The following is a 19,316-nucleotide window of genomic DNA, read 5'->3' as shown; positions in this document are numbered from 1 at the left end:
AAAAGTAGCTCAGACCTTATTGGTCTGAGCTACTTTTTTAGTTGAAATAAAACGACAGCAAATAAAGAACTTTATTTATTCTTTTTCGCTTTTATTAATTGATCAATTGCTCCTGGTGAAGCAACTTCTTCTTTTGTAGTTTTTGCTTTTGATGTAGGTGTTGGCAAGCCGAAACGTCTGAGTGAGATGTCGATAAAAAATAGGAGCATTGCAACAAATAGGAGCACCAACTGAATCGAACGAATCGAGCCACTTGTGTAGGACATATCGCGGAAAGACTCATCAAGTGTCTCTAAGAGCTCTCCACCTGCACGCTCAGTCAACGTATTCATCAACGTCATGTTTGCCTTTGTAGTTTTGTATTCATCGCCATAAGGGATGGTCAGAGCTGTTTTATAAGCTGCACCCGTTTCGTTGCTAATGCTAAAAAAGACCAATCCTGGTGGTGCATCCATTTTCACATCTACTTGTCCCGGAGCTACAGGTTCTGTTTGCAGCGGAATCTCGTTACCTTGTTCATCAACTGCAGTAACCGTCAAAATTGCTGAGCTATTTGTAGGGTCTTCAATCGAATAAACGCCTTGTTCTTTGCGAACTACTGAAAAAGGAATTTCTTCAAATGACGGCAATAATTCAGCAGCGCTCTGGTTCCAAAAATCGGACCAGTTTGACCAACTTTGAAAATCTCCACTCCATGCTCCGCTTCCTGATGTGTAGGCAATTGTTTTGCCGAGTCCGTAGTTCCAGCTCGCAAGTATTGGATCTTCTTCTTCACTTTCAAGTGCAACGGATGCTGTGCTTTTTGCGGTTGTTGCAATATACGTATTTAATTGGGGTACACCAGCTGTAAATAAATTATTCCATTGGCTATCATAAACAATAGGATAAAAAGGTTCGTCGACGATATAAGTTCGTGACATCATAATAGTCTCTCTTGATAAAATTGCCGGAATTGTCGTGGCATCTGTTACATCGTAAAATCGACCGCTACCAGTACCTGCTAATTGTTCGAGTAAGTTTCGATCTGCATCTTGACCAATAGAAACGGTCGATAATGTAATGTTATGGTCTTTTCCATTTTCGATTAACGCATCATAATCATTAGACGTTGACGATTGACCATCTGTTAACAGGATAATATGTTTTCGTTGCAATTCTAAATCCTCAAGTTCGGTATAGGCTTGTTCCAACGACCGATAAATTTCAGTACCCCCACCTGGCGTAATACTTAAAATTTTATCTGCAGCTTTTTTCGGATCGTCTACTTTTCCAGTCGGTAAAACTTCCCACGGTTGATCATCAAAAGCAATGACCCCTAACGTATCATCAGGACGTAAAAGCTCAACAGACCTAGCAGCTGCTTCTTTGGCTAGCTCCATCTTCAGCCCCATCATGCTTCCTGACCGATCCATGACAATCATTAAACCAAGCGAAGGCAATTCGTGCTTTCCTTTCACTTCCATTTCTACTGGCAATAACCGTTCGATTGGTGTTTTAAAATAACCACCAAGACCAAAACTTTGATCCCCACCAACCATCATAAAGCCCACACCAAATTGCCTTACTGCTTGTTCAATAATTGCCATTTGCTGCTCCCCAATAGCTGTTCCTGATACATTATCAAAAATAATTGAGTCATAGCGGAGCATAGTAGAAAGACTACTCGGCAATTGCGTTGAAGTAAGTTCTGTTACACGTAAATTTTCTGTATCTAATAACGTCGGTATTGGACTCGGTTCGCCACCGTTCACTACTAAAACTTCTGGATTTCCAGCAACTTCTGTAATACTAAACAATGTATTGTTTTCAAGATATGAGTCTTTTTCCGTCTCTAAACGCACTTCGTATTTTTGAAGGCCTTCGACGTTCGCAGGATACGAATAACTATAAACATTCTGACCTTCGAGCACGTTGATTTCTTGAACATCTAAATCTACATCATTAGCGGAAAAAATTAATTTTGCCTCGGCTTCTTTATCTGAATCCACAGCAATTGTAAAAGATTGAGCTTCTCCTAAAAATGCACGAGACGGTGTTTCAAAACGACTGATCGCCATATCATTTTTGGTAATTTGTTCAATCGGCCATATATCTACTTGAAGTCGATCAGACTGCAAGCGATTTAAACTTTCGATTGCAGATGACTGGGTTTCATTGCCATCCGTTAAAATGACTAATCGTGTCGCCAAGTCGGTATCTCCACTATTGGAAGCGAGCTCCAAGGCACGTGCAATATTGGTGTTGCTATTTTCACTAACGCTTATTTCTGCAGGCAAAGTTTGCGGATTTTTTGTCATTGGTAAAAGACTTTGGAAATCTTCTGCAAACGTATAAACCGCAACTGATTGATGTTCTTTTTTTGCGCTTAATGCGTCTTCTACTGCTGCTGCCATCTCAGTTTCAAGTCCTTCAAGAGAAGCCGATCGATCCAATAAGAAAATAACTTGCTCTTCTTTTACCGGACTAAATAGCGATGGTGTGGCTAAAGCAAAGATCAGTAAAACGACTGCCGCAGTTCTAAGGAAAAAAATAATTTTTACTAATTTAGAGCTAGTAGAAAAATTTCTGAGGGCAAACCAGCCAAAATAGATGATGGCCGGGATGAGTAATAATAGCCAAATTGGATTACCGAGTTGTAATTCCACGGCGGTACACCTCCCATTCCACAACAACTAACAGCAAAATCAGTCCGATTAGAAATGGCACAAAAGAAAAACGAACCATATCTTGCACAGCTTCTACTTGTCCCATTTGATAAGTCGAACCAGCAGAAAGCGTCTTTTCTTGGGAATTTAGCTGTACAATCATCGTCATCTCTTTTTCATCACCCACTACTTGATAAATGCCAGGCTCAGCTGGTGCGATAAATGGGCCACTTCCTTCTATGTAAGAATGATTGTATACGCCCTCCCGAAAGATTTCCCATTCTCCTGTTTTTGAAGCTAACGAGACAGACCGGTGTTCATTAGGATGGAAATATCCGAGAAATTCTGAATCTCCGGATAAACTTTCCATTGCACTCCATAAAAACAAAGGAAATGACGGAGATAATGGCCAGTCTGTCAACTGGACATCTGTCAGCACGACTATATCACCTTTGTGAGAAACTTGAATAAACGGGTGGTCATCAATCGTCGCGATCGTTTCATAGCTTTCAAAAGGAGGATATAGTTGTGATACATAAATCTCATCTAAAGAAGCATAAGTAAAAAGCGGATGTGCCTTTGTTTCGATTTGCCCTGCTACTTCAAATGGATTTTCATCATTACGTCCAAACAATAAAATCGGTGTTGGCCCCTCGAGTAAATCACGTTGATTTGTCACGAGTGGTACTCCTGAATCGGGTTTTAATTGGCTCGACTCTAACAACGTAACATCTAGAGATAGTGAACGAAAACCACTTGCGATTAACTCATGTAACGCCGAATCAATCGCGACTGCTCGTACAGGTGGGGCTAAATAAGTCGCCATCGTGTTGTCAGCGGAATAGTCATCTGCCACTTCTACGGTCGCTTGCCATAGCATATCATCTGGTAAATCTTCAAATGGCACAAGCCGCTCTTCAGAAGCTGCCAGCTCTACATCGACCTCTTTTTCCACACTACCACTTGATAGACGTACGATCGCAGGTAAAGCTTCTTCACTATTATTTACTACCTGAACAATTCCACGTGTTCCATCATCCATTTTTGAAAGACCAAATTGACGGATTGACACATTTCGCAAGGTTTCCGTAAAACCATGTATATGATAGCTTTGACCGGTTTTATTGGCTAGCACAGAGCGGTCTAAGCTATCTGTAAATATATGAATAATCGTGGAATCATTAACCGCCAATGTATCCGCAAATAAAATCGTCTGCTCGATTTCAGCTTTTTCAAAGCTTACCGCTAATTGATCGATGACTTTTTCGACTTTTTGTAAATCTTGCTCATTACGAATGACCACTTTTGGACTGATGCCAGTTGTAACGATTGTCACCGGTTTTCCGCCAGCTTGTGCAGCTAAATTTTTCATACTTTGTTGCTGTTGCTCAAAATGAGAGGGCGATCCTGCAAGCATCGTTGCTGACGTATCTACTACAAAAATGAAATCATTGCCCGCTAAAGTTTCTGATTCACTAAAAGGTTCGATTAACGCCAACACGCAAAAGAGCAGCGCCGCCAATTGTAAATAAAACAATAGATGATGCTGTAATTTTTTTAAATAAGGAGAAGCTTGCAGTTCTCTCATACGTTCTTGCCAGAATAACGTTGAAGACACATGCTGGTCTTTGTATTTTTTTCTAAAAAAATAATAGAGAATAACGGCTAGCGGCATAACTGCTGTCCAGATCATTCCCCAATTTGATGCTCCCATGCCGCTTCACCTCATCCGATCCAATTTTTCCGTATCATTTGATGGAACAATACTTGCTCAATACCATCTTCTACACGTAAAGGCATATATGCAATTCCGTATGTTCGACAAAGTGATTCTAAGCCTTTGCTATGAAGCTCGCTTTGTTTTTGATAGGCACGAAGCGCTTCTGCTGTAACCGTCACACTCGTCACTTGTTGCGTCTCTTCATCAATAAAACGAAGATCTCCTTTATAAGAAGGCAACTGTTCTTCTTCAGTATTTATATGGATAAACCGAATGTCGTGCGCATAGGCAGGAGCTTGTCTGAAAAATAAGTTCCAGTCTTCTAGCGGTTCCAAACCATCTGAGACAATAAATAAAACTGTAGAATCTTTTGCTGCATGAAAACTTGCTTGCTTTGCAAACGACAAACTTTGCGGTTCTGGCATCGTTGAGATAAAATGCTCTAACAACTTTTTAGCTGACTTTCCTTTTTTCCTAAAAGGGACAACTTCTTTTAGCCCAGCAGAAACCGTTAATCGGTCATCACTTCCTAAAACCATTAATCCAAGCGAGAACACCAATTGCTTAGCAAACAACCATTTATTGTTCATCGATTTTGAGCTATCGAGCAAAATGTGAATGCGCATTTCTTGTTCGTCCAAAAAGCGTTTAATGTATACTCTTTCGGTCCTTGCGTAAACGTTCCAATCAATGTGGCGGACATCATCTCCGGGATGGTATTCACGAAAGTCAGAGAAATCTAGCGAACTACCAAAGCGCATGGAGCGATGAGACCCTTTATGATGGCCCCTAATTTTCGCTTTTGTTCCTATAGAGTAGCGGCTGAGACGTGAACCCCAATCAGCTGGTAGGTTTAATAAAGTCATTTCAAAACGCCTTTACCTGCTGTGCTTAGCACTTTGTCGATTAATTCGTCTGCTTGTTTGCCAATGGCTTCTGCTTCATAATTTAATAACAAACGATGGCGCAATACCGGTTTTGCCACATGCTTTAAATCACCAATAGATACATGATAACGTCCTTCCATTAAAGCACGAGCTTTAGCCAAACGAATCAAACTTTGCAACCCACGAGGACCGCTACCATATTGAACAAATTGTTGAATTTCTTGATGTTCTGAATGCTCCGGGTGCGTATTTTGAATGATGTCGACAGCGACCATTAAAATATCTTCTGCCATCAATACTTCTTTCACCATCTGCTGCGCCTCGATCAAACTAGAGGTATTCATTTTTTTACTGAGGTTAATGGATTGTGCTCCTGTTGTTCGTCGACTAATTTCAGCAAGTTCATTGCGACTTGGATAAGAAACAAGAATTTTACATAAAAAACGGTCCATTTGGGCTTCAGGCAATGGATAAGTTCCTTCCATCTCAATGGGGTTTTGAGTAGCCAAAACAAAAAACGGTCGTGCCATTTCTTTCGTGTCTCCTAGAATCGTCACCGTCTTTTCTCCCATTGCCTCAAGCAACGCACTTTGAGTTTTAGGAGTTGCACGGTTAATTTCATCTGCTAATACCATTTGATGAAAAATCGGTCCTTCTCTAAACGTAAATTGCTGGCGTCCTTGCGCGTCTCGTTCGATCAGGCTGGTTCCGGTAATATCCGAAGGCATTAAATCAGGTGTAAACTGAATTCTTGAAAACGACAAATCAAGCACATCCGAAATAGTTCGTATTAACATTGTTTTACCAAGACCCGGAAGCCCTTCGAGTAAGGCATGTCCATCTGCTAAAATGGCGTATAAAGAAAACTCAACTGCTCTTTCTTGTCCGACGATAAAACGCCCGATTTCCGTTTTTACTTCTTGAAGCAACTGACTCATCTCTGTAAATTGATCGGTTGTGTATGTCATGAAAACCCTCTTTTCTAATTGTCGGTTTCAATATCTGTAAAGTATTGTTCTACAATGGTTTGCAAATCAGGTGGCAATTGCAGACGATCGGCACTTGAAAAATACGATGCTGAATAATCTCCTACTACATCTGCATAAGGCCGAACAGTTCCTTTTGTTGCGGAAACAATTCCAGTTTGTTCACCAGCTGCTTCGCCTTCTCCAACTTCTCCACCGTCGACTGTCGTTTGACCTTGGCCACCGATTCGAGTAGGTACCGTCAATAAATCGCGGCTGCCTTTGCCTGTACCAGCTCCACTGCCACCTTGGCCCTGTCCTTGTCCCTGGCCTTGACCCTGGCCTTGGCCTTGGCCTTGTCCTTGTCCTTGTCCTTGAGCTTGTCCTTGACCTTGGCCTTGTCCTTGAGCTTGTCCTTGACCTTGGCCTTGTCCTTGAGCTTGTCCTTGCCCCTGACTTTCTCCTTGAGACTCGCTATTTTCTGAACCTTCTTGATCAGTTGATTCGTCTTCTTCTGTTTCTGATGCTTGTCCACTCGTACCAGATTCACCGGTAGTTTCAGATGATTCGCCTTCACTAGAACCGTCTTGTTTACTTTCGTTCGATTGTTCACGGTTGGCAATTGTTTGCTGCAACGGAAATGCGACGGGTTTACCCATATTGCTCAAAGTCGTTTGCGTCTTACCCGCTTGTTCAGCTAATTGATCCGCTGCTTTTTCTAAGTCCTCACTCGTCTTTTTAGCATCAGCATTTTTGTCTCCCGCTAATTGTCGTTTTTTCAAATCCAATTCTTTTTGTTTTTTCACAATTTCTTTTAAAATCTCTTCTGGGTTTTCTTTTTCTTCTATCGTTGCATTTAATGCTTCTAATTCTTTTTTTACCATTTCTGATTCTGATTGCTTTTTGATATCATCAATTTCTTTTTTAAGCTCTTCAACTAATTCAAGTTCTTTTTCCACATCATTTGCTTGATTTTGCAAATTACTTGGGAAAACTAAAAGCAAAAGCATCAAAGCGGCACTGATTACAGCACCTATTAACCATTTAGGACGTAACCACACTTTGCGTTCTTTCCGAAATAATTGATAGCTGTATGGAATAGTTTGTGCTGTCTTAGAAGTCAATTCTTCTGCCAGTTTATTGTGCTCTGTCAGCTTCCACACCGTCAATAACTGATTATACGGTGTGAAGCGATCTAATTCTTGTACTGCTTGTTGCACAGTTGGAAGTCCTTTTAAAGACAATAATAGCCAACCAATTAATACGGTTGTTCCTGCTGCATATGCATAAAATTCATAATAAGGAAGCACGAACAATCGTGATATAAAAAGCAATGCTACCGCTAACAATAGCCCTGTAAACAAAGCAAACTGAAAACTACGTCCGATATGAAGCATTTTCAAAATGCGCTCTACTTTCTTGACATAGTTGCGAATATCACGATTGTTCATGAGAATCCCTCCTTATTTGTATTTATTCATATTCACGCGTAATTTTTTCACAGCTAACAATAGACTACCAGCTGTTAGTAAAATATAAAAAATAGTGTAACCGATCCATAATGGAATAGGTACCATCGTCACCGTTTGCAATTGTTCTTCCATCGGTGGCTGTAATAAGGTCAGCAAAACTGCCGGTGGATTAATCGTTGCCCAAAAATGAGCCATTGGCGACATGGTGGTCGCAGGTGAAGTCATGCCCATTTGAGAAACTTGAACTGAGATTAATAGAAAGAATGCGGTGACACCCGCAAGAAAAATCATTGCTCCATAAGTTGCGATGATGGCAACAATAGTTTTTCGGATCAATGTCGAAAACATAACCCCAATGCTCGCAATTGCGAGTAATGTCAGCATATAAAACAGGAAAATATATAACAACTGACTTGGAGAAACGCCTCCGTATAAGAAAACTAAACTGTAAATAGGTAAACCAGACACAATCATCAGCAATAAAAATGCGATAGATGATGTCATTTTTCCAAATATGATTTGGAAAGACGTTTGCGATGTCGTTAGTAAAATATTCAAGGTTTGTTTTTCACGTTCTGTACTAATCGTACCTGCTGTTAAAGCAGGCGTAATGAATAAAATCAATCCTAATTGAATATACGTCATCATACTAAATAACATAAAACTTTCATCTGGACGGAAAAATCCATTTCCAGTTAAAGATGTGGCTAGAAAGATAAAACCAAAAACAAATACGCTCATCGCGATTAAGTAAAACAAAATACCCGTAAAACTTTTCAAGTTGCGAAAACGCAATTTAAGCTCTTTAACTAGTACTGGATTGGTAAAAAGGGTTTTCATCCAATTTCCACTCCTTTAGTAATCGCCATAAAGACATCTTCTAAATCAGTTTCTTCTTCAGAAAATGATAGAATCGGCAATTTTTGTTGAATTGCGCGTTGCAACAATTGCAGTTGATCTTCTTCACTACCGCGATAGAAAAACTGAAGTGTGTTTTTACCTTGCAGTTCCACAATTTGAGAAACAAATGGATCCATTTCAAAAAACGAAACAACTGCTTGCATATCTCCAATAATTTTAACACGAAGCACTTTCTCACTTTGTAATTGCGCTTGAATGTCAGCAACGGAGCCTTGCGCAATCAATTTGCCATTATCAATTACTCCAATACTGTCACACATTTCCGCAAGTTCTGGAAGTATATGAGACGAGATTAAAATGGTTTTCCCCATTGTTTTTAGCTCTCTTAAAATATCCCTCATTTCCACACGCGCACGTGGATCTAGTCCTGATGCTGGTTCATCTAAAATCAATATTTTCGGATCGTGAATTAACGCACGTGCTAGACAGAGCCGTTGTTTCATTCCTCGAGATAACAAATCGACATATTCATATCGTTTGTTCTCTAAGTTGACCAACTCTAAAAGCTTTGGAATTAATACAGCACGCTCTTTTGGTTTAATACCATAACTCGCACCGTAAAAATCTAAATATTCATCTGTTTTTAGTTGATCGTAAACACCAAAAAAATCGGGCACATAGCCAATTTGTTTACGTACTTCTTGAGGGTTTTTAGTAACACTCATCCCATTGATAAAAGCATCTCCTGCTGTAGGTTGAAGAAGTGTTGCCAAAATCGAAAAAGTCGTTGATTTTCCTGCTCCGTTTGCACCAACAAAACCAAAAACTGTGCTATCTTCTACTACAAGATTCAAATCCTGAAGTGCGTAAAAAGAACCGTATTTTTTTGTTAATCCGATTGTTTCAATCACGGAGCAATCACTCCTTTCAATTTAACTTTTGGCACAACCACTTCAGGAATTCCAGAATTATTTTCAGTCATGTTTAACTTTATTTTAATAGCGCCTTCTGCATTCAAATAATCTTTTGCATTGTCGGTGAATTTTTGATTAGACTCGGTAATTTCATCATATTCTTCACTTTCATAATTGAATATACTAACAGTCAAATTTGTCGCAGACTTGGTCACTGATAATTCATCCCAAGCAGCTTTTTTTAGCTCCACATCTTCTGGCAATGTATATGTCAGTTCGTACTCCCCTGGCTCTAGGTAATACAAGTAAGGATCGTTTGGTATATTTTCGAAATAGCTATTGTTATTCGCCGATGCAAGGTTCATCGAGAAAACATCTGTATTTAAAGTAATCGCACCACTCAAGCTTAGTTTTGGTGTAAAGCTTTGCGCAATAAGATGAACTGATTCGACAGATGCCCGTTGGTTTTCAAGCGTAATTGGAACGATTGCATCTTGTGTGTATCCGATTATATACGGCGTTTTTCCATTTTGTGACAATTGCTCATAAGACGTTGAAAGTAATGTTTGACGACGTGCTTTTTCTAACTCTTTTAAATCCGCGATTGGCTGATAACTATAAGACTGACCAATTGGCGCAGCTGGTGACAAAATAGCGGATTGAACTGTTTCATCTACAACTAACTCTTCCCCTGGATTTAACTTGCCAATGTCTATAAGACGTGTGCCAGTCCAAATTGAAACACTTTCGACTGCAAACGGAAAATTGTTTTGAATGGTTCCGGTAATTTTTTCATTTGCGACTTCCAAATCGATGCCGAAGTTCCCACTATCTTCAATATACGATTGGCCCATAATCGAACCAACAGACCAATAGCGCATATCACGTAACGTCATTTGGTTACTTGCAGCTCCTTTTTCCAACATTGCCGATAAATATGGCTGTGTAGATGAAAATTCACTAGCTAAGCGATGAGTCATTGTAGTGGATGATGGGGCTGTAAATTCATAATCTCCGCCACGGTTCGATAATAAAGAATTGACGTAATAACCTTTTAATCCACTATCAGCATCCACTTCAAAAAATCCAGTTTGTTGAATTTGCGGATTTCCGATACGATCTTTTGCTCCAAAAGCGAATAATCCAATTGAAGTCAATAATGCGATAGTTGGAATGATAAACCACGCATATTCACGTTTGTCCTTTTTCTTAAGTACGATATATAAAATAGGGACAATTAATAAAATATATAGCACGATAATCGTAATGATGAAGGGTTTTGACACTTCAAAGCTATCAAATAGTTCGTTAACACTCCCGACTTCATACGTCATATAATCGAGAATCGATTGCCCACCCATCGCATTATAGTTTGCAGATGATGGGAAAAAATTCGATATCATTTGACTATAACCTTTTTGACCGGAAACGGTTTCATCTCCAATTGAAAAACTCAGTTGCGTTAAACTACCAGATCCAACAGACTGTGATGCCGCTAGAACTTGGCCATCTTTTTGCAGCTTGACTACTGCTCCTTCTTTAGCAGTTGCCTCAAACACAGGAACCGGTTTTTCAAGTCCTGGAATTGTCATTTCTTTGGAATCTGCTAAATTTAAAGGCAAGTACTCGCTTAAATTTCCGAGCTCCGCTTCTAAATTACTTGATGAACCTGTAATCACATGTCCGCCTTGCTGAAGCCATAGCAAAATAGCTTGTTGAGTAGGTGCTGGTAAGTCACTATAGGAAAATTCATCAATAACTAGAAAATCAATCATGTCCCAAGCTTGTGCTTCGGTCGGTAATGTGAAATTCTTTAATTGATTTAAGTGGAATACCTCGACACCTTCAGTAGATGGTATCGAAAGCTGCTTTAAAGGCAATAGACGATCTTGATTGTCTGTTAACGTTGCGACAAATACTGACATAGGTGAATAATTAGAGGGTTGAATCTTTTTACTTCCTTTAAAAGCAATAGATTTTCCGTCTTCCCATCCTCCCTCAAACAAGAAAATGTTTTGGTCGCCGGTACCTCCTGAATAATACGTATCCGTTAATCCGGATGCCGCGATTTGCACCGTTTTTGTCTCTCCTTCAGCAAGCTCAATTGGCATTGCTATTCCGGCTCCGAGATTATAAGTCTCTGAAAAACTAAGTACTAAGTCACCAGAAAAAGCCGACCCGTCATTGGTTATCGTAAACTGCAACGGCAACCCTTTTTCGTATTTCACTTTGTTTTGAAAACCGGCACTCGAATCTATTGTGATTTGCGGCGCCGCTAAAGATGGTTGTGGCACGATAAAAAAACTAATTAGCAATGCAAAAGCAAAAAATGCCAGCAAGCGTCTATGCATGTTGATCCCCCTTTTACTCGTCTCTTTATTAGTACGCTACCAATTGAAAATAGTTCCATATTTTCACAACAAAACTTGGTTTAATTTTCTTACTTCATAAAAAAAGAACAGACAGTCTAAGCTGTCTGTTCTCATAGTTCCAAAAAGAAGCCATGTAGAAAATCTGGCATGAATTTTAGTATTTGTTCATCTGGATTTAACTTTGCGTGATGCAATCCATAAGAGGATGCAACACCTGCCCAGAACATTACACCTGGAAGTTGCTCAGTAAAATAGCCAAAATCCTCACCAGTCATTGCTGCTTCACTGCGTATGACCTGAATGTCTGGTACTTGGCTCGCATAATCCAAGAACTTTTCAGCCATCACATGATCGTTATTGACTTCGAGATAACTCGACCCGTAATCGATGCTAACTCGACAATTGTACGCTTCTTCTACGGCACGACAAATTGCTTCAATTCGCTTTTTCATCTGGCTCATCGATTCACTGTTCAGTGTACGGATGGTTCCTTCAAGACGCGCATGTTCAGCGATAATGTTTTGTACTGTTCCAGCACTAAGCTTACCAATTGTCAGTACAGCTGAGTCCATGGGATTTACATTTCGGCTAACAATGGTCTGCAATTGCATAAGCAATGAAGCAGCAGCAACCGCCATGTCTTCTGTTAAATGAGGAAAAGCTGCATGCCCCCCTTTGCCATGAAGGTCTATAAACAACTCAGACGTATTCGCAAACAATAGTCCTGGTCGTGTACCCACCGTGCCGACAGGCAGTTCTGGTGCAATATGCAAAGCAGAAATCATATCCGGAAGAAAATCAGGTTTTTCATTTTTTAGCCATTCTCGAAAAGGCAAGGCGCCGCCTGGACCTTCTTCAGCTGGCTGAAATAAAATAACAACATCGTCCTTAATTGGTTTTTCAATTAGCTTTTGCAACAAACCAATGGCTATTGTCATGTGCACATCGTGACCGCAAGCATGCATAAATCCTGGATGAGTCGATTGAAACTCTAAGCCTGTTTCTTCTGTGATTGGCAAAGCATCTATGTCTGTTCTCCAGCCAATTAGCTTTGTTGGGTTTTCCCCCAATACTTTAACTGCTATCCCAGTACGCCATTTCACTATTTCTAAACGCTCTTGCGAGAACTGAGAAATAATATCCATCAAATATGCTTGCGTTTTTACTTCTTGAAAACCAATTTCCGGAATTTGATGCAAAGCTCTTCTAATTTTCACTAATTCCATTGGATTCACCGCTTATAGCTGTCTTAGTTCATGTTTGATTTCTGTTTTTGAGCGTGTTTTAGCATCCATCAATTTCAAGACACGCGCTGGAGTTCCACCCACTACTGAGTTTTCTGGAACATCTTCAATGACAATTGCGCCCGCTGCAACAACTGCACCTTTACCAATGCGAACACCTTCAAGAACGACTGCATTAGCACCGATCATAACATCGTCTTCAACAATAACAGGAGTAGCTGATGCCGGCTCGATTACGCCTGCTAGTACAGCACCTGCTCCGATATGACAATTTTTCCCAACAGTTGCACGACCACCCATAATAACGCCCATATCAATCATCGTACCATCTCCGATAACTGAACCAATGTTGATCACAGCACCCATCATGATGATACAGTTATTGCCGATTTCAACGTTTTCACGGATAAATGCACCTGGTTCAATACGGCTGTTGATGTTTTTCATATCTAACATTGGAATCGCTGAATTTCTGCGGTCATTTTCCACAACAGAATCTTCGATGACAGAAGCATTTGCTTCTAATGCTGCTTGAATATCTGTCCATTCACCAAATACAGTAACTGAGTTGCCTTCTCCAAAAACTTTAGAGTCTGTACCATAATCTAAATCTGCAACGCCTTGTCCTTTTATGTAAACTTTTACGGGAGTCGCTTTTTTTGCATTTTGTATGTACGAAATAATTTCATTGGCATCCATTTGTTTCATCAATAAAACCTCTTTCTGTTATGTGATGTTGTTATTATATCTGATTTAGTATAAAAATTCATCCACTTCACCTTAATAAAGTGGCATGTTTTTTGACAATATCGACAAATGCTTCAACTTGTCGTAGCTGGAATGCTGATTCGTAGCCAATTAACCATGTATCACGCGTCAATTCTAATTCTTCTTCATTGTTTGTTAATGGCATCATATGCACATCTTCGGTACCAGTCAACGTAATCGATGGCAATATGGCATAGCCAATTCCATTTACAGCCATTTGTTTACACGTTTCGATTTGATCAACTGTTATTTGGCGCTTCGGATTGGAAGCGAAATGCTTTTGCCACCATTGCTGAATTTCTTCATAATAAGTCGAATCACTTTTAAATTGAATAAATGGTCGCTCTGTTTGAAGAAGTTCTTCAAGTGAACGAATTTCTTTGTCCACTAAATACAAAGTATCTTTAAACAAATGCAATTTTGGTCCTTTCCAATCTGTATGACCACGAACAATTCCAATATGCGCTTCCCCGTCGTAAAGTGCACGGACAATTTCCGAACTCCACCCTGTGATCAATTGGATTTTTGCTTCTGGATAAAGCGTGACAAAATCCTTCAAAACTTTCGGCAGCCAATTTTGCCCGATAATGGTAGCACAAGCAATTTTTAATGTGCCATGCACTTTTGATGTTAACGTATGGAGCACTTCAAAAACTTCTTCTTTTCGCAGGATTGTCTCATTGGCATATTGAATAACCAATTCTCCAGCAGGTGTTGGTGAAAGTCCTTTTTGAGATCGAATGAACAATTGTTGACCCCAGTCTTTTTCGATGGTTTGAAGACGCTGTGACAAAGCTGGTTGCGACAAAAATAATCGCTCTGCCGCTTTTCTCATATTGCCTTCTTCTGCCAACACTTTAATGATTAATTCTTCATTTGACATTGCTCTTCACCCCTCTTTGGCCGCGAAGCCCTAAAATCAAAACAAGGCTAAGCATAGCGAAAAATGCAGTCACTAAATATACGATTTGAAGAGAATCGGCTAATGCTTGCTGAAGAAAGCTTAATGCCTCGACTGGCAATTCGATACGCGTTTTTTTACTCAACAAATCATTGATTGAGCTCAACGAATAACTTTGACCATTTTCAGCAAAATAACGCAATAAAGAACTGTTCAAAATACTGCCGAGTAGCGCAACTCCAATCGTACTACCTAAGTTTCGCATAAACATATTTGAAGCTGTAGCCGCTCCTCGCTGTTTATAGGAAACGGCAGCTTGAATCGATACGATAAAAGCCGTGCTGGTTAACCCCATTCCAATGCCAATAGCAAAACTCGACATCGCTGCCCATAAAGGACCAAAACTAGGTTCCATCAAAACAAATAATAAAGATCCAATTACAAGGAATACTCCACCAGCTAATGAGGTTTTAAAATATCCAATTTTAAGCAAAAGTCTTCCAGAGAAAAATGCGGCTAGTGGCCAACCTATAGACATTGCCGTTAATGTGAAACCAGCAATTGCCGCCGGTTGCTCCATAACCCCGGTTACATAAGTCGGCAAATAACTCGATATCCCGATTAAAATAACTCCCGTCGCTAAAGAAACAAGATTTGCAAAAAGAATGGTTTTATTTCGCCAAATTTCAAAAGGCATAATCGGATCTACAGCTTTGCGCTCTACTAGTATGAATAAGATGATAAGAAAACTGCTAACTACTATTAAAATAAACGACTGTATTGATAACCAATCAAATGATACGCCGCCTTCTACAAGTAAATACAATAAACTTGATAATGCGACCATTAAAAGTGCTGCCCCTTTAAAATCGATTACTGGCGTGTTGTTATTGATCGGTTCTTTTAAAAACAATAAAACACCTAGTAAAGATAAAATACCAAGAGGTAAATTTATCCAGAAAACATATTCCCAGCCGATAGTTACGACAAGCACACCACCGATAGCTGGACCTGTAACAGCTGAAATTCCCCACACACTTGACAAATAACCTTGAATTTTCGCACGTTCTTCTCTTGTGTATATATCTCCGACAATCGTAGTGGCAATGGGCATAACCGCACCTGCTCCAAGGCCTTGAACAAAGCGGAAAATAATCAGCTCATCCATCGATGTGGCCAACCCACATAACAAAGAACCGATTAAAAATAAAAGCATTCCTACAGTAAAAATCCGTTTACGCCCAAAGATGTCTGATAGCTTGCCATAGAGTAAGACGGTTACAGTACTCATTAATAAATATGCCGAGAACACCCAGCTATATTGTGAAAAACCGCCTAACTCAGCAGCAATACTCGGCATAGCCGTTGAGACAATTGTAGCTTCGACAGCACTGACAAACATCGCCAACATGACAGAAGCCAAAACTAACGGCCTTTTTGTTTTTTCCATTAAACAAACCTCTTTTCAACTCGGTATAAGAAAAACAAAAGCGCCTTTATAGATTTTATGAGCAGAAGCCAAGTTGACTTATACTTCTAGAATCTAAGCGCCAGAGTTTGAACATTTATAAGTAGTAAGATCTATCTTCTTTTAAGCATAAAAAAGGCCTCTAAGACGAGACCTTCTCTACATTTATTTTTTCAATTGATAAAGTTGTTTTTTTAATTGCTTTAATACGACACGCCGCGTCAAGATTCCCATAAACATTTCTTCATCATCCACAATGCAAAGAAAATTTTGGTTAATGACCATATCTAGCGCTTTTTGAAACCGTTCATTAATGTGGATCAAAGGAAGATCTTTTTCCATGATTTCTTCCACGCGGATATCAGAAAGCCGTTCGTATTCTATATGGTCTAAACCAAGAATTGCGTCAGTTATTCGTTGTGCATTAATCAGACCGCGAAAGCGATATTTTGAATCTAGAACCGGTATAGCCGAGTAACCAGTCTTTGTCAAAACAAGTAATGCATGTTCTGCACTATTACCGACTTGAACATGTGCAACTTTCTCGGAAGAGATGATATAGTCTTCAATCGGTGTATCAAGAAAATCTTTGCTTGGTAATGAAATCATGTACTCTACTCCTTTTACAACGCCTGTACTAAATGCCACCGTTTAGGTTCATCATAACACATCGGCATGTTTGAAACTATTTAATTCCCTTTACAAATTACTTAAAAAGGAAATTTATTTAACCATTGTCCACCGTCCAAAGTGACGATTTCGCCATTCATATACGAGGCTTTTTCAGACATGATAAATGCGGCAAGTTCAGCCACTTCTTCAGGCTTTCCGAGTCTCCCTAATGGAATCGATTCCAATGTCCGTTTCGCTGCTTTTTCAGATTCCCACAGCTTTTCAGCTCCACCCGTCCGTTCGATTGGACCAGGAGCAATCCCGTTTACCCGAATACCAAACTGTGTTCCCCATTCAACAGCAAGTGTTCGAGTTAAAGACATAACGCCTGCTTTAGCCGCTGCCGAGTGAGCAACTCCAGCACCAGCATTCCAAGCATATGTGGCAAGCATATTGATGATATTGCCTTTTGTGCCGTTCTCAATCCAATAATTTCCGACCGCATGAGAACAGAAAAATGTACCGTTCAAAACGATATCAATTACCGATTTCCAGCCATTCGGTGAAAGTTTTTCTGCATGAACGATAAAGTTCCCAGCTGCATTATTAACTAATCCATCCACTCTTCCGAATTTATCGTGAGCGAACTTGACCATTGCTTTCGCATGTTCAGGCTCTCGCACATCCATTTGAAATACTTCTACCGAACCACGTTCTCCTGAAATCGCTTTCACAGCTTCGTTCAATTTTTCCATATCCCGTCCAGTTATAACTACATTTGCTCCTTCTGAAGCAAATTTTTTAGCCATATGAAGTCCCATACCACTTGATCCGCCAGTAACAATAATCGTTTGATCTGTAAACATACAAACATCCCCTTTTGTTAGAATCTATAGTTAGACCAATGATTTTCATCTGCCAGTATTCAGGTCAGACGTTCTCACCTTAACTAATAGAGTTCTACAAAGCTATGGATTTTCCCTTTTATTAGATATGCTCCTTCGGTATACAGTGTCTGGAAATTTTGATATGATGATAGCGAACTACCACTAATTTGGATGAAGGGAATGAGTCCATGCCAACTGCTAAATCAGATTCAGATATCGCGCAAGCCATTTTCACAGTTAACCGGCACGCAAAAACCGCTCCTGATAATCAATATTTATATGCTCTTAAAAAAGAAGCATTAAATTTGATGATTGAAAAACAGCGTGCATTAAAAATTGGTTTACACTTCAGTAAAAACCCTCAGAAAAGTCAACAACAATCTTCCGTCCTCGTTAAATGCGGCAATTATTATTTTCACATGCTCCCGAAAAAAGAAGATTTCGCCTCACTTGAACATTTAGGTCACTTGGACGATACTTACCGCAATCCGCCAAGTCGCATGAATTTAAAAGTGGCCAAAGAGATTTTACGAGCATTGACCGGATTGGAACCGCAAAAAAAAGAGTCGACAACTTCCAATTTCTCTAAAGCCTACCAGCCAAGACAAATTGATCGTTTTTATTCTCCAAAAAAATCTTATTTTGATTAAGTTCAAAAACAGCCGAAAACCTTTAAAGGTTTTCGGCTGTTTTTATGATTTGTAATGCTCGATTAAAGCTTGTGTTCCATTTTCTTCATTACCTTGTGCTGCAATTTTTTCATACATACTTAATGACATACGCAGTCCTGGTAAATCTAATCCCCAGTTCTCTGCTTCTTGTGCTGCAATTTTCATATCTTTAATGAAATGTTTTATGTAAAAACCTGGTCGGAAATCTTCGTTGATCATTTTTGGCGCTAAGTTAGATAATGACCATGAACCTGCAGCACCTGAAGAGATCGATCGCAATACACGTTCAGGATCCAATCCTGCTTTTTTTGCATAAATAATCGACTCGCAAACGCCAATCATATTACTAGCAATGTTAATTTGGTTACACATTTTGGTATGCTGACCTGAACCTGCTGGGCCTTGGAATACAATATTTTCTCCAAACAAATTAAGGATAGGCAAAATTTTCTTGTAAACTTCTTTTTCTCCACCAATCATAATGGATAGGACACCATTTTTAGCACCGATATCTCCTCCGGATACAGGAGCATCTAATGCATAAAGCTCTTTTTCAGTAGCCGCTTCAAAAATACGTTGAGCTAGTTGTGGCTGCGAAGTAGTCATATCAACAAGAATCGTTCCTTTTTTTGCATTTTCTAATAATCCTTGTTCACCAAAATAAACTTGTTCTACATCGGAAGGATAACCAACCATTGTAAAAATCACTTCACTAGTTTCAGCGACTTTCTGAGGGGAATCAACAAGAACTGCACCGGCTTCTATTAAATTCTTTGCTTTTTGAGCGGTACGTGTATAGATAGAAACTTCATGCTGATCATCGAGTAAATGCTTTACTAAGCTATTCCCCATAACACCAGTTCCGATAAAACCAAGCTTCATATGTATGTCCTCCTTTTAGTTTCAATTACAGTCTAGCAAAATTCTAC

Annotated in this window: 16 protein-coding genes; 1 reads left to right on the top strand and 15 read right to left on the bottom strand. The window is 39.6% G+C overall.

Annotated features, from left to right (window positions below; translation table 11 throughout):
• Positions 1-71: 71 nt before the first annotated feature.
• From MLE13_RS00980 to fadH, 14 genes are all read right to left on the bottom strand, one after another.
• Positions 72-2,645: a VWA domain-containing protein gene (locus tag MLE13_RS00980; protein WP_240747625.1), complete on the bottom strand. Its 2,574-nt coding sequence runs from the start codon at positions 2,643-2,645 to the stop codon at positions 72-74.
• Entirely contained in the window at positions 2,626-4,359 is a 1,734-nt protein-coding gene (locus MLE13_RS00975) for a vWA domain-containing protein (protein WP_240747624.1), read from the bottom strand. The genes MLE13_RS00980 and MLE13_RS00975 overlap by 20 nt, the downstream gene beginning before the upstream one ends.
• A gap of 11 nt (positions 4,360-4,370) precedes the next feature.
• The gene (locus MLE13_RS00970) at positions 4,371-5,231 is read right to left on the bottom strand and encodes a DUF58 domain-containing protein (protein WP_240747623.1); all 861 of its coding nucleotides are present in this window, start codon (positions 5,229-5,231) and stop codon (positions 4,371-4,373) included.
• Positions 5,228-6,220, bottom strand: coding sequence for an AAA family ATPase (locus MLE13_RS00965; protein ID WP_240747622.1), 993 nt, complete (start codon positions 6,218-6,220; stop codon positions 5,228-5,230). The genes MLE13_RS00970 and MLE13_RS00965 overlap by 4 nt, the downstream gene beginning before the upstream one ends.
• Before the next feature lie 14 nt (positions 6,221-6,234).
• Positions 6,235-7,668 carry a hypothetical protein gene (locus MLE13_RS00960; RefSeq protein WP_240747621.1) on the bottom strand — a complete coding sequence of 478 codons (1,434 nt, stop codon included), beginning with the start codon at positions 7,666-7,668 and terminating at the stop codon, positions 6,235-6,237.
• A 12-nt stretch (positions 7,669-7,680) separates the two neighbouring features.
• The gene (locus MLE13_RS00955; protein ID WP_240747620.1) at positions 7,681-8,529 is read right to left on the bottom strand and encodes an ABC transporter permease; all 849 of its coding nucleotides are present in this window, start codon (positions 8,527-8,529) and stop codon (positions 7,681-7,683) included.
• Positions 8,526-9,461: an ABC transporter ATP-binding protein gene (locus MLE13_RS00950; RefSeq protein WP_240747619.1), complete on the bottom strand. Its 936-nt coding sequence runs from the start codon at positions 9,459-9,461 to the stop codon at positions 8,526-8,528. Before MLE13_RS00950 ends, MLE13_RS00955 begins: the two co-directional genes overlap by 4 nt.
• Positions 9,458-11,815, bottom strand: a complete 2,358-nt coding sequence (locus tag MLE13_RS00945) for a hypothetical protein (RefSeq protein ID WP_240747618.1) — start codon at positions 11,813-11,815, stop codon at positions 9,458-9,460. The genes MLE13_RS00950 and MLE13_RS00945 overlap by 4 nt, the downstream gene beginning before the upstream one ends.
• A gap of 131 nt (positions 11,816-11,946) precedes the next feature.
• Positions 11,947-13,062, bottom strand: coding sequence for an N-acetyldiaminopimelate deacetylase (locus MLE13_RS00940; protein WP_240747617.1), 1,116 nt, complete (start codon positions 13,060-13,062; stop codon positions 11,947-11,949).
• A gap of 12 nt (positions 13,063-13,074) precedes the next feature.
• Positions 13,075-13,788 carry a 2,3,4,5-tetrahydropyridine-2,6-dicarboxylate N-acetyltransferase gene (dapD, locus tag MLE13_RS00935; RefSeq protein ID WP_240747616.1) on the bottom strand — a complete coding sequence of 238 codons (714 nt, stop codon included), beginning with the start codon at positions 13,786-13,788 and terminating at the stop codon, positions 13,075-13,077.
• Positions 13,789-13,855: 67 nt separating this feature from the next.
• Positions 13,856-14,731 (bottom strand): LysR family transcriptional regulator, encoded by an 876-nt coding sequence (locus MLE13_RS00930; protein ID WP_240747615.1) that lies wholly within the window; start codon positions 14,729-14,731, stop codon positions 13,856-13,858.
• Positions 14,721-16,199: an MDR family MFS transporter gene (locus tag MLE13_RS00925; RefSeq protein ID WP_240747614.1), complete on the bottom strand. Its 1,479-nt coding sequence runs from the start codon at positions 16,197-16,199 to the stop codon at positions 14,721-14,723. Before MLE13_RS00925 ends, MLE13_RS00930 begins: the two co-directional genes overlap by 11 nt.
• A 183-nt stretch (positions 16,200-16,382) precedes the next feature.
• Positions 16,383-16,826 (bottom strand): cyclic-di-AMP-binding protein CbpB, encoded by a 444-nt coding sequence (gene cbpB, locus MLE13_RS00920; RefSeq protein WP_065528134.1) that lies wholly within the window; start codon positions 16,824-16,826, stop codon positions 16,383-16,385.
• Between the two features lie 101 nt (positions 16,827-16,927).
• Positions 16,928-17,695, bottom strand: coding sequence for a 2,4-dienoyl-CoA reductase (fadH, locus tag MLE13_RS00915; RefSeq protein ID WP_008498087.1), 768 nt, complete (start codon positions 17,693-17,695; stop codon positions 16,928-16,930).
• A 209-nt stretch (positions 17,696-17,904) separates the two neighbouring features.
• On the opposite strand from fadH, the gene MLE13_RS00910 reads away from it, so the two are divergent.
• Entirely contained in the window at positions 17,905-18,366 is a 462-nt protein-coding gene (locus MLE13_RS00910) for a YkyB family protein (protein WP_240747613.1), read from the top strand.
• A 42-nt stretch (positions 18,367-18,408) separates the two neighbouring features.
• Here the strand turns inward: MLE13_RS00910 and MLE13_RS00905 are convergent, their stop codons facing one another.
• A complete protein-coding gene (locus tag MLE13_RS00905) occupies positions 18,409-19,269 on the bottom strand; it encodes an NAD(P)-dependent oxidoreductase (protein WP_240747612.1) in 861 nt (286 codons plus the stop codon).
• Positions 19,270-19,316 lie beyond the last annotated feature (47 nt).

Origin of the sequence: Planococcus halocryophilus, assembly GCF_022489025.1 — a bacterium.
Classification (GTDB): Bacteria; Bacillota; Bacilli; order Bacillales_A; family Planococcaceae; genus Planococcus; species Planococcus halocryophilus_A.
This window is presented reverse-complemented; position numbering and strand designations above follow the sequence as displayed.